Source organism: Paraburkholderia denitrificans, from assembly GCF_042655705.1.
GTDB lineage: Bacteria > Pseudomonadota > Gammaproteobacteria > Burkholderiales > Burkholderiaceae > Paraburkholderia > Paraburkholderia denitrificans.
Genome location: NZ_JBHSMP010000013.1, coordinates 471,392 through 483,911, shown reverse-complemented (window position 1 = coordinate 483,911; position 12,520 = coordinate 471,392). Strand labels below are relative to the sequence as shown.

Annotated in this window: 10 protein-coding genes; 5 read left to right on the top strand and 5 right to left on the bottom strand. The window is 58.0% G+C overall.

Annotated elements, in window-relative coordinates; genetic code table 11:
* Positions 1-9: 9 nt before the first annotated feature.
* From ACFPTO_RS11690 to ACFPTO_RS11675, 4 genes are all read left to right on the top strand, one after another.
* On the top strand, positions 10-1,356 hold the full coding sequence (locus tag ACFPTO_RS11690; RefSeq protein WP_377711514.1) for a hypothetical protein: 1,347 nt from the start codon (positions 10-12) through the stop codon (positions 1,354-1,356).
* Positions 1,357-1,466: 110 nt separating this feature from the next.
* Positions 1,467-3,257: a DEAD/DEAH box helicase gene (locus ACFPTO_RS11685; RefSeq protein ID WP_377711513.1), complete on the top strand. Its 1,791-nt coding sequence runs from the start codon at positions 1,467-1,469 to the stop codon at positions 3,255-3,257.
* Positions 3,244-4,089 (top strand): protein NO VEIN domain-containing protein, encoded by an 846-nt coding sequence (locus ACFPTO_RS11680; protein WP_377711512.1) that lies wholly within the window; start codon positions 3,244-3,246, stop codon positions 4,087-4,089. Before ACFPTO_RS11685 ends, ACFPTO_RS11680 begins: the two co-directional genes overlap by 14 nt.
* 35 nt (positions 4,090-4,124) lie before the next feature.
* The gene (locus ACFPTO_RS11675) at positions 4,125-5,114 is read left to right on the top strand and encodes a DNA-methyltransferase (protein WP_377711511.1); all 990 of its coding nucleotides are present in this window, start codon (positions 4,125-4,127) and stop codon (positions 5,112-5,114) included.
* A 180-nt stretch (positions 5,115-5,294) separates the two neighbouring features.
* Here ACFPTO_RS11675 and ACFPTO_RS11670 read toward each other — a convergent pair whose 3' ends face one another.
* The 5 genes from ACFPTO_RS11670 to ACFPTO_RS11650 all read right to left on the bottom strand — a co-directional run bounded on the left by ACFPTO_RS11670 (position 5,295) and on the right by ACFPTO_RS11650 (position 11,416).
* Positions 5,295-6,983, bottom strand: a complete 1,689-nt coding sequence (locus ACFPTO_RS11670) for a ParB N-terminal domain-containing protein (protein WP_377711510.1) — start codon at positions 6,981-6,983, stop codon at positions 5,295-5,297.
* 226 nt (positions 6,984-7,209) lie between these two features.
* Positions 7,210-8,913 carry a hypothetical protein gene (locus tag ACFPTO_RS11665; RefSeq protein WP_377711509.1) on the bottom strand — a complete coding sequence of 568 codons (1,704 nt, stop codon included), beginning with the start codon at positions 8,911-8,913 and terminating at the stop codon, positions 7,210-7,212.
* 83 nt (positions 8,914-8,996) lie between these two features.
* Positions 8,997-10,016, bottom strand: coding sequence for a lipoyl synthase (lipA, locus tag ACFPTO_RS11660; protein WP_377711508.1), 1,020 nt, complete (start codon positions 10,014-10,016; stop codon positions 8,997-8,999).
* 13 nt (positions 10,017-10,029) lie between these two features.
* Positions 10,030-10,890, bottom strand: coding sequence for a lipoyl(octanoyl) transferase LipB (gene lipB, locus ACFPTO_RS11655; RefSeq protein ID WP_377711507.1), 861 nt, complete (start codon positions 10,888-10,890; stop codon positions 10,030-10,032).
* Positions 10,891-11,089: 199 nt separating this feature from the next.
* A complete protein-coding gene (locus ACFPTO_RS11650; RefSeq protein ID WP_377711506.1) occupies positions 11,090-11,416 on the bottom strand; it encodes a DUF2917 domain-containing protein in 327 nt (108 codons plus the stop codon).
* Between the two features lie 99 nt (positions 11,417-11,515).
* On the opposite strand from ACFPTO_RS11650, the gene ACFPTO_RS11645 reads away from it, so the two are divergent.
* Complete coding sequence (locus ACFPTO_RS11645; RefSeq protein WP_377711505.1) at positions 11,516-12,493, top strand: transcriptional regulator GcvA; 978 nt, start codon at positions 11,516-11,518, stop codon at positions 12,491-12,493.
* Positions 12,494-12,520: the final 27 nt, after the last annotated feature.

The window sequence follows — 12,520 nt, the reverse complement described above, 5'->3', positions numbered from 1 at the left end:
GAGTCGGCGATGATCGCCAGCAAGTACCAGTTCAATCTAATCGACAGCACTGCACGTGCGCAACAGATATCGCAGCGGATGGCCGAGGCCCGAGCGAATCATCGCGTAAAGCGTGAATACAAATTCCGAAGCGGGCGTGAGCTTCTGGCGGTCATCGAGATGCCAATTGACCACCTGCTGTACCGGCTGGAAAATTTCCGCACGCTAAGCGATCAATTGAGCCACGTGGCGTCAGGTAAAGTGGACGAGGACTTCTTCGCGCCATCACACCGTGAAGACCTTAGCACCCAATCCGTTCAGCATGACATTCTGTTTTCGCTCGCGCAGAAAGGTAGCGGTGAGTCGATTATTGCGATTTACGACGAGTTGGGGCGAGTAAAAGAACAAACTGACGAGCTAATCATCTCCTCAGACGGCGTAGTGGTTAACGGCAATCGTCGCCTAGCAGCCATGCGCGAGTTGTTGGCGAGCGGAAATTCGGACTTCGGTCGATTTGCAATCGTGACCTGTGCGGTTCTTCCTGAATCTGCAACCGACGACGAAGTGCTGACTTTGGAGATCGAGTTGCAAATGCAGCCCGACACGAAGCTGCCTTACGACTGGACCTCAGTAGCTCTGGCAGCTCGCGAATTGCAGAAGCGGCACCACTCAGACGACTGGATTGCTCGCCTGATGAACCGTGATGTGCAGGAAATCAGGCGCCTGATCAAGATGATCGACGGGGCTGACCTCTACCTATCGGACCACCTCTGCAAACCGCGTGCTTACAACACGCTTGAAGAGACTGAGCAGGCATTTATACAGATCGCAAATCGCAATCTGGCTAAAACTGATAACCCGGCACTACGCGAAATTACTCGCAAATTCGATTTTTTGTTGATTGAGAACCGGCAACAAATCGAACTACGAGCGTACGAGCTGATCAATAATATTGAGGCTAATCCGGAGATATTTCTCGACAACATGGCGGCTACTTGGGACATTGACCTGCCGCCGGCACCATCGCATTCACCGTCTCAGTTCAAGATCAGCTTTGAAGACGATACAGCAGAGCCGGCAGGCAAGGATTATTCCGTGCTCGGACACTATCTGGATAATCTTGGGGACGACCAAGCGGTACGATCCGCGGCTGCTCGTGCAGTGGAAGAGGTGTCTGTGCTTTCGGGTGAGCAGGGCAAACGCAAAGATCTCGCGGCTCTGAAGTTCGCAAAGACAGCGCAGCAGAAACTCACTGCTATTAACCTTCGTTATGCCAACGAAAGCACCTTCGCCGAACTTCGTACAATCCTGACAAGCTGCGTGACACAGTGCTTAGCGCTGACGGGCGACATTGACACACGTCTTGGCAGGGAGTGACTTCAGTGCCGATAATTCTCTTGCGCTATGAGGAGCGTGGGCTACGTGGCGTCTTCGAACGAGGAGCAGGTGTTAGCTACGGAACGTGGGTTCGAATTCGTACCTACGCAATGGACGCCGACCGCACCGCCCGAGCCAATGAACGAACGATCGAGCTCGGCTGGCGCCACGCCCTTCATGTGCTGCGAGCCGCATCAAGCCTGCAGGGGCAACTCGGCTTCAATTTTGATACTGATGCGTCGTCCAGCGAGCGCGTACAGCAGTTCATGCTCGAATTCAAAGCTGTGCGTGCCGCTGCGAATCTGTTACGGCTTGATATCACTGAGGAACAGGTCGTCTCTCGGCTATCTGACCTCGGTTGGGATTCTGCGAAACATGCGCTAAAGCCCTATCAGGCTCAGAATCTGCGCGAGCTGCTCGTGCTACCAAACGGCGCGAACTTCTCGGTGCCGGGCGCAGGAAAGACTACGGTAACATTCGCGCTACATCTTCTTTCACCAGTCACCACACACCGATTACTGGTCGTCGCACCTCGTAACGCCTTTATGGCTTGGGAAGACGTCATTGATGAGTGTCTCCTGCCGGATGCAGCCGAATCTGCCCGCGAACCATTCACTCAGCTCGTAGATGGTGAATCGCGAATCGCTGACACACTACGTGAAAATCCACGCCGAATGTTGATCTCCTACGATCAGCTCGTCAGGGTTGAGTCGCAAATTGAGGAACTACTCTCACGCAACAGAGTCCATCTCGTGCTCGACGAGGCACATCGGATAAAAAACGGCCCAAGATCGCAACGTGGGACGGCTCTGCTCAAGCTTGGCCACCTTGCTGTTCGTCGCGACATTCTCACCGGGACGCCGATGCCGCAGCAACCTGCGGACATGCAGTCGCAACTAGACTTCCTCTGGCCAGGCGCGGGTCTCGGCGCCCGCGTAGCAGCAGGTGAAGCACCTCGCTCGGTCCTTGGGAATCTATACGTGCGCACGACCAAGCAGCAGCTTGGGCTTGAGCCGCGTCGGCGCATCGAGGTGCCGGTGACCCTCTCTGACGCGCATCTTGCTTTCTACGCGGTGCTCCGAAGTGATGTACATGCGCAGGCAAGCTTACTAAGGCAGGGCAGGAGCGGCTTCCATCTAGTGAGAGCCCGTCGCTCAGTGCTACGCCTGTTACAGGCCGCAGTAAACCCGCAATTGCTTGCCGGCGATATAGAGATGGCCGCCGATGCACAACGCAGCCAACTGCTACAGGCGGTGCTTGCCGAGGGTGAATCGGCGCGACTGCTCAAGGCTGTGGAGTTGGCCAATACGTTTGCGGCAGAAGGACGCAAAACTCTAATTTGGACAAGCTTCCGCTCCACCGTTCATCAGCTTCGCGCCCTCATGCCGGAACTTGGGCCGGCAGTGATCGATGGTAGTACTGGCGTCGGCGACGAAGACGACGATTCGACCCGGCAGGGGCAAATACGCCGTTTCAAAACCGACTCAAGCTGCCGTGTCATGGTGGCCAATCCTGCTGCTGCTTCTGAAGGAATGAGCTTGCACATGGTTTGCCACGATGCCGTGTACCTAGACCGCAGCTACAACGCGGCCCATTTCCTGCAGTCCATTGACCGCATTCATCGTCTGGGTCTTCCAGAACGAACCGAGACACGAGTGCACATTCTGCAGAACCGCCTGCCACCGGATGTAGGCTCGATCGATTTGTCTGTGGCCCGAAGATTAGGTCAGAAAATAAGGGCAATGGAGCAGATGCTTGGCGACGAGGATCTGCATGAACTTGCCTTGGACGAGGAGGCCGTCGGCTCCGATCTCGAGGATTCCATCGATCCACGCGATATCTTGGATTTGCTCGCGGAAATCGAGCGACAAGCACCTGCAGACACCGATGACCTCGTCTAGCAGATTTATTGGCGGCAGTGGCTCGGCTTGGTTGCGGCCATCGGCGGTCGAGGGGTGGCGTGCTGTCAGCCGTCAATTGGCGAGCGCGCCGCATGAGCCGGTGACAAAAGCGGTGGGGCGTCTTAAAGCCAGCTATTCGACGGCAGGTTTAGATTTCGCCGGCGGCACAGCAATCTTGGAAGCTCTCGGCCCAGCAGTTGAGTCGGCACACAAGAGTTACCAACTTTTGATCGAGATGGAAGCCCGGCGAAGCGTACCGACATGGCTAACAGTCCTGCCGCGTGGCCGTCTCGCGTTTCGTGACGTACTCACTGCGGACGTGCACGAGTGCTTCAGGCGTGCCGGCGCCTTCTCTGCGCATCCCACGCGGGACGCCGTCGAATTCCTAGATCGCTTGGCTAACATGGCCCGCGCTCAGGCAAATCTTGCCCTCGTTGAATCGGGGCGCACTGCCGAACGGAAGTCCTTCGATCTTGAGGTCGCTCGGTGCGCCACGATTTCGGGCGCGCCGCCTGTGGAGTGGGTTGCGTTGGATGATAACTCAGCCGGTTTTGATATTCGGTCCAGCCGCTGCGTCGACGGACAAGCTAGGCCAAAGCTGATTGAAGTGAAGTCATGCCGCAGCAGCCCCCTACAAATGATCGTTACACGGCACGAGTGGCAGACCGCCTGTCGCAATCGTGACTCATTTGTTGTTCACCTTTGGGATATTGCTACTGATCAATTGCACGAGCTGTCGTGGGAGTATCTGCAGCACCATATGCCAGTCGACCAAGGCAACGGTCACTGGGATAATGCGACGCTGATTCTCCGTGGGTTGCATGCCAACTAAAGCAGATCTATGATTCAGCCTAACTGGAGAGATCTGTGAAGAAAACTGACCAAACTGCCATCAGCACTTACAAATCGGCACGAGGTGTCAAGGACTGGCTGGCGCGAACGCGCGCGACGGCATCCGGAGCTATTTTTGAGGGCCGCTGTGAAGACCTGCTCAAGGGCTTGCCAGACGGGTGCATAGATCTAGTCGTCTCGTCCCCCCCATACTGCATGGGCAAAGAATATGAGAATCGGCGGGACAACATCGAGAATTTCATTGCAAATCACGAGAAGATATTGCCGGAGGTTTGTCGCGTCTTGAAACCTGGTGGCAGCTTGTGCTGGCAGGTTGGATTCCACGTCCTCGATGGCATCTCCACGCCGCTGGATTTCCTAGTCTATGATGTCATGCGAGACATCAAGGAAATGAAGTTGCGCAACAGGATCGCCTGGACGTTTGGACACGGTCTGCATTGCCAAACCCGCTTTAGTGGGCGCTACGAGACCATCCTTTGGTACACCAAGGGCGAGGGCTACGAGTTCGATCTTGATGCCGTGCGCGTGCCTCAAAGATATCCCGGCAAGAGGCACTCCGCTGGCCCAAAGAAGGGTCAACCCAGCGGAAATCCTGCTGGCAAGAATCCGAGTGACGTTTGGGATATTCCTAACGTCAACGCAAACCACCTTGAAAAGACAGAGCATCCGTGCCAGTTCCCTGTCGGTCTAGTCCAACGGCTAGTTCGTGCACTTAGCAAAGAAGGCGGTGTTGTTCTCGACCCGTTCTGTGGAGTTGCGTCCGCTGGAGTGGCTGCACTCGTAGAAAAGAGGCACTTTATAGGTGCCGAACTCAGCCCTGAGTATGTCAAGGTCGGTGTGGAACGCCTGCGTTCAACCATCAAGGGCAAGATTCGGTTCCGCCCGGCGGACCGCGCCATTCCGGAACCGAGCCCGACCTCGATTGTTGGACGTCGACCACCGGGTTTTGCGACAAATATCAGCGTTGAAGATAGTCTAGAATCGGCCTTCATCAGCGCAGATTGAGTCAACGCCCCTTAGCCGCAAAGCTGATTTAGTTGCGGTAACAACTTCTGATTCTGTTTTCAACCACTCGCGCGGCCAGTGGCGCTACCGTAGCATAGGTGTCGACGCTGCTCTCGCGTATGGCCGAGGTCGAAGATCGGTCCCCCAGTCGCCGCATAGCGGCTTAATGGCAAGTGCTGCTCAAATTACATCGTGGAGCTTATTCGACAGTTTTCCCCAGCTACTGCCCGTGTATGCGCTGAAATCGACATTTCGTATGTTTTTCAGCTTCGTCACGTAGTCGATTTGCGATAGCGTCGCGCCGCCTTTTAGCAGCCGCCCCAGTAATAACAGTAGGCCGCCGACGGTTGTGGTCGACAACACCCCGCCGTTCGGAACAGACCGCCACTTCCCCTTAAGATTTTCACTCGCACCAGCCAACAACCGCTTGAGCTCTTGGACGCAATAATCGATGTAAGCGCTACGGTCACCGGCATCGTTCAGGTCTCGTGCCCCATCACGGTCCCACGTTTTGTAAAAAGCACTGTTTTTTCGCATTAGCGGCATAACCACATACGGCCCAAGAGACCCAGAGGCAATCTTGTCTGAAGGATCGAACTGCGACATCTGCAACAAACCCGCTAGTGCCCCTTCCTTCGATAATCGAGTCACAATCGCGCGTGCGATCGCCAATGGCGTCTCCGGATTGATAATCGTCTCAAGGTCCTGCCGTAGCTGCGTGTGTACCGAGCTTTGATTGTTATTAATTCCCAAAAATATTTCCGCCTCAAACTTCACTCGCATTTCCGGCGTATAGCTTGATGGGAAGATAATTCCGGTTACCAAAAGATTTTGGCGCTGCCGCAAGCCGCTGATTTTCTGATCCAGCCCATCATTTCCTTCGTAATACGACAAGATGCGATGCTGTCCGTCAACGATCCCAACAGTGCCGAGTTCAAGTGGAAGGCTAAGTTTTACGTTCGTCTTATGACGCATCGCATCTGGATCTATCGGCTTGCCACCATCCTCCAACAGCAACGCTGTCGCTGGAAGCGTTACGATGAGGTTGTTGATGAATACCTTGCCGTTATTACCCAAGTACTCCCGCATCTCCGACAGCTTCTCTGCCCTAACGAAGCGCTGGTACGAAAGATCAGGGTCTTCCCAACCGTCTCGCCGCATTACATAAGCTCTCTGAATAAGAGCCATCGGATCGGCATAAAACGACGCAACGGCAAATCCCGCTGGATAGCTCGTATGGGCTGCAGGGAGGGCAAACGCAGGGAAACTATCGGATGCGACCGCGCGACCCGAAACTCTGGCGTCTCCCACTTGATGCAGTGCAACGCCAAGAAATTTCAGCAACTCGAACTTTGCTGAGCGGAAAATGGTTTCGACCAAGGATGCAAAGTATCGCGCCTGCGCCCTACTCAAAATGAGCATCGGCGAAGGGTCACCCACCGAGTCGATAACATCAACGTCCTCGGAGTAGTAAATGTGCCGCACTTCCAAATCTTGAATTTGGTACTTTGGCCCAAGCGCCTCCAAAAGTCCCGGGTTTTTCTTGCAATACTCGGGAAAGAAACCTGTCGACCAATTCGCAGCGATTTTCCCATGCAGATATATCTTGTTGGTGCAATGTTTGGTCGCGTCTTTACCTGCAGTTTCTTCGCACAACAGTACAACGTTTTCCCACACAAAGATGTGGTCAAGTTCGCCTGTTCGCCCTCCTACCGTGAAGTGCACCCCGTCAGCCGAAACGTGCTTGAATCCCGCTCCCTCAAAGATATCTTTGATTTTTGGCGCTTGACTTGCTTTGCCAGATTGTGGCGCACGAGATTTCTTAACCGACTGCTTCTTGGACGCGGTAGGTATCTTTTTGTTGGGCACTGCGACTCCTAAAAACGTGAGATAGCATTAAGCCCTTAGTAGGGTATCTCCCCGAATTCGGCTGCTATCCAAAAAATCCTTTAGACATAACTCGAGCAATTAATGCGCTCTTCCCGCTCTGCCTCTTTCTCAAATGTCAGAATTATCGCTGCGCCCTCCGGACACTCTTTAAATGCGGCCGAACGCGTGAGGCACAGAAAACTACATTAGGACAAAGTTCTCGACGCTAATCGTCGCATCCCAGCAACAGATAAACCTCGCGCGCAACAAGCTCACCAAGGTCGGTGTAATTCACCTCACCATAGCTTGTGCCGGAAGAAAAATATTCAAAAGCTTCGTAAACCTGATCCAGCACATACCGATCATCAATAAAATGACTTCCCGGATAGGCCAACATGATAGGCGGTATCGCATCAAGAATTACGAGATGCCCTGATATCTCATGTCGACTTACTTTGAACACTGCCATTCGACGAACGCGGCATCGAGTTCTATCGTTGATGAACCATTTTTCTTCGATTACTCCATCGGAATCGACCATCACGTCCATCGGCACTGTCCACCCGTCGTCATCGCTCGCTGTCTGCACGATCGTCGCGACGTCAGACAATGACTTTAATGCACGTACGATTGACGCTAGAAAATCTGGAGGCTCCTTGTACGACGATGCTGAAGCTTCGACTAGCGAAACAGCGCGTACGGCTGCCGACGAAACCTGCTCGCCGACGGCGACACCATCTACCGCCGCAGACATCGTACGCATCTTGGCCTGGACAGCTAGAGGTAAATCGCAGCTGCGCCAAATGCTTTTTCCCTGAAGATCAGTAAATAACCGTCGTTGAGCTAACTTGTGCTCGTGACTCGACAGCACGCGAGAAGGGTCATGCTCGACTAGCGTTTGCTCACTCGGCTTGTGTGATCTGGAGCGATGTCCTTCCAACGATTCTACCGCAGCGGCTGGATTTTGATTGGCACCCGCCGATTTTCGCTTCGTCTCGGCATGCAACTGATAGTTCAGCACCCTGAATGGGAACGGATGCGAGCATGAGCGCAACTGGTACACAAGGAACGTCTGCCGATTGCCACCAGGACCGGGAAGCCATTTTCCTGTCGCGGACAAATCGGTCACGCCCCAAAACGGAAACCCCATCTGAGGATAGATGGCCTCGCCTACAGTTGAGTCTCTCAGACACGACGTACCAACCCAAGCGGCAGCACGCCAGGCGATCGGATCACCTGCCATCCTCGCGACATCCGATGCGCTCGCGTGTGGAATACCTGCGGCCAGCACGAGCTTCATTACTCGCGACACCGTCAACCGACAATCGGTGAACAAAACGTCTTTTGTCAGCGGTGGAGTAAATAGCCTGGCCAGTAGAGCACTGGACGACCCGAAATAAAAACGGATCAATTCCATGCATGGAATGATGATCGCCCGACCATCCGGCAGTGCAACCCTGACGCAGTTCGATCGTGTATTTGCCGCGTGCCATGGATGCGATCCGAACGGCAGCAAATAGCTACCATCTTCGTGGGGCCCGCCTGCCTTGACCATCGACGTCGTCGCATCGTCGATCAGCAACTGTAGAAACGTCTCGGATTCGTAGACGGGTGATGCAACAAGAGCTTGCCCGGACCAGATGTCCCCTACGCCAAGGGTCACCATCGTGCCAACCGATACCCAGCGTTTGACCTGCCTCTCCACCGGCAAAGTGGAACGGGCACTCAAAAGGAGAGCGTGGTCGTCCAAAACAGTAGCGTCGAAAAGTCTGGACAGGTGAACGAGAACGGATGGCTGGCTACGCCGCACCATCCGATTCGGGAATGCAATCTGGCCGAACCAATCGATCCGCCAATATTCGGGTCCCGATGGAAAAGCCCCAATGCGTAAGGAACTACGCTTTTCCGATGATTGACCGGAACCCGGCATTTACGTCCGGCTCCCGGCCCAAGCCGCGGCGGAGAACAACCAGCACGAACTGATTTTTCCCACTTATTACTAATTTTTCCCGTTTACTTCTGAACGTCCACAACGACGCCTGCGCCCTTCGCCTGCAGATCGGCGTGATAGCTCGAACGCACCATCGCGCCAACGGCGGCGTGCGTGAAGCCCATCTTGTACGCCTCTTCCTCGAACATCTTGAACGTGTCGGGATGCACATACGCGCGCACCGGCAGGTGGTGCTCCGAAGGCTGCAGATACTGGCCGATCGTCAGCATTTCGACGTCGTGCGCGCGCAGGTCGCGCATCACCTGAAGCAGTTCTTCGGTGGTTTCGCCGAGACCCACCATCAGGCCCGATTTCGTCGCGACGTTGGGATGCTGCGCCTTGAAGTCCTTCAGGAGCTTGAGCGAGTGGGCGTAATCCGCACCCGGGCGCGCTTCCTTGTAGAGGCGCGGCACCGTTTCGAGGTTGTGGTTCATCACGTCGGGCGGCGCGGTGTTCAGGACTTCGAGCGCACGCTCCAGACGGCCACGGAAGTCCGGCGTGAGGATTTCGATGCGCGTGAGCGGCGAATGCTCGCGCACCTGGCGGATACATTCGACGAAATGGCCGGCGCCGCCGTCACGCAGGTCGTCGCGGTCGACGCTCGTGATCACGACGTACTTGAGCTTGAGCGCGGCAATCGCGCGCGCGAGCTTGCCCGGTTCTTCCTGGTCGAGCGGATCGGGACGGCCGTGGCCGACGTCGCAGAACGGGCAGCGGCGCGTGCACTTGTCGCCCATGATCATGAACGTCGCCGTGCCGTGGCCGAAGCATTCGCCGATGTTCGGGCAGCTCGCCTCTTCGCACACCGTGTTCAGGTTGTGCTCGCGCAGAATGTTCTTGATCTCGTAGAAGCGCGAGTTGCCGGTGGCCGCCCTCACGCGGATCCACTCGGGCTTCTTGAGCTTCTCGATGGGGATGACCTTGATCGGAATGCGCGCGGTCTTGGCCTGCGCCTTCTGTTTCACGGTGGCGTCGTACGGAGCGGCGTCGGTAGCAGGTTTGTCTGCGGGGTTCGCGCCGGAGGTGGGCGTTGCGTCAGTCATTCTGTCGATCCATTCAGGCCGCGGGTGGGTCGCCGGCCTGCGATTGCGGCGGTTGTCCGCCTGAGGCCGCCTGCGCGGCCGGGTCCACAGCGGCCGCTTCGGCTGCCGGGTCTGGGGCAGCCGCTTCGGCCACCGAAAGAGTGGGAGCGAGATGCGTGAGCGCATGCCCGCCGAAATTCGCTTCGAGCCGCGCGGCGAGCGTTGCGGCCACGTCGCGCCAGCTCGCGGCGACGCCGAGCGTTGCCATATCGACGGTTTCGAGGCCCGCGTAACCACACGGATTGATCGCAAGGAACGGGCTCAGGTCCATCGACACGTTCAGGCTCACGCCGTGATAGCTGCAGCCGTTGCGGATCTTGAGGCCAAGCGCGGCGACCTTCGCGCCGACGTGCGCGGCGCTCGTGCCCGGCACGCCTTCCGGTACGTATATTCCGGGCGCGCCAGCCTTGCGAACACCGGCGAGATTATACGCCGCCAGGGTTTGGATGACGGACTCCTCGATGAGGGTGACCAGCTCGCGCACCATCAGCCTGCGGCGGCGAAGATCGAGCAGCAGATAGGCGACCACCTGGCCCGGGCCGTGATACGTGATCTGGCCGCCACGGTCGATCTGGACGAGCGGGATACCACTATCGGCGACAAGGAGATGCTCGGGCTTGCCCGCCTGGCCCAGCGTGAAAACCGGAGGATGCTCGACGAGCCAGATTTCGTCGGGCGTCTCTTCGGTGCGGGCGGCGGTGAACTCGCGCATGGCGTCGAAGCTCGTCTGATACGGCTCGACGCCGCGCCAGCGCAGCACGATCGGCGCGATGGCCACGATGGAGGCGACAGACGCGACGGGTGCGGGATTCGCTGGGGAGACCGGCTCCGGCATATCGGAGTCGGATTGAATCGGCAGAGATGAAACCGGGGTGGCGCACATGGTTTCGGGAGTTTACCGAAATCGGCGCGCCCGCGCCCGACTTCAAAATAGGGCCGGTGAGGTGACGTCGCCGGAACGCTGAAGAACGATTAGGCGGCGAACCCGGCGGGCGCGCGGCGTTGCCCACCGCGCGCCGCCCAGCCGCAAGACCTCAGATCGTGCGCCAGCCGTCGCCCGCGTGCAGGCCGAAGCGGGCCGCGGCGCGCGTCACCGCGTCGACCATCTGCTCGCGCACGTTCGCGGGCGACGCGAACGCCACCCACGCGGGCCGGCCGCCTTCCGCGCCGATCCACAGGCGCTCGCCGCGCCGCAGCCGCACCGTGTGGCCCGGTTCGAGCCAGTAGTCGGCCGTGTCGTCGCTGCGCGTGAGCCAGACCGCGCCGCAGCGCACCGTGATCCGCGTGCTGCGCGCCACGCGCACCGACGCGACCTGTCCCGTGGGCACCTCAAACGTGATATCCGAAGAAATCTCTCTCATTTCCGCCTCCGACAGTGCTGCGTTAATGGCTACAATCGTAGGCACATCAAGGGCTTGGCCAAAACGATCAATTTTCACGGCTATGTGAGAAAAACTACGATGGATCTCCGCCAGCTCCCGGCGCTGAACGCCCTGAAGGCGTTCGAGGCCGCCGCCCGTCACGAAAGCTTTTCGCGCGCCGCCGACGAACTCTTCGTCACGCACGGCGCGGTCAGCCATCAGATTCGCGCACTCGAAGCCGAACTCGGCGTCGCCCTCTTCACGCGCGACGGCAAGCGCGTGCGCCTCACAGAAACCGGCCGCCGCTACGCCGCCCAGGTGCACGACGCACTCTCGCAGCTCGCCCGCGCCACTCAGGAGATCCGCGCGGGCGACCGCGAGCGGCGCCTCGTGGTGTCGATGCTCTCGTCGTTCGCCGCGCGCTGGGTGACGCCGCGTATCGGCCGCTTTATCGAGGCGCATCCGCAGTGGGACGTCGAACTGCAATCGACGAACCAGCTCACCGATTTCGCGCGCGACGACGTCGACGTGGCGATCCGCTTCGGCTACGGCCACTATCCGGGCCTGCACGCGGAGCTACTGCTCGACGAGATCTACTTTCCGGCCTGCTCGCCCCATTTCCGCGGCGGCAAGCTGCCCTCCGATCCGCACGAGCTGGCCGACCTGCCGCTGCTGCGCTCGGACGACGAACTCTGGCGGCCCTGGTTCGACGCGGCGGGCCTCGCCGATGTGCCGGAGCCCAAACGCGGCGTGCTCTACCAGGATTCGTCGAACCTGCTGCAAGCCGCGATGGACGGCCAGGGCGTCGCGCTCGTGCGGCGCTCGCTCGCGATGCACGAGATCACGCTCGGGCGCCTCGTGCGGCTCTTCAAGGACATCGACGGCCCGAGCCCGTGGCGCTACTACTTCATCTGCACGCCGCAGCGCATGCAGACCGAACGCGTGCAGGCGTTCCGCGACTGGGTCTTCGATGAAGTGGCGCGCTTTCGGCGGCTCTATGAGGATGCGTGCGAAGCCGGTCCGCTGATGACGGCCGCCGCCGCTGCGTGGCGCGAGCGCTCCGGCGAGATGCCGTGAACGCAGTGGACAGGCTGTAAACGCAAC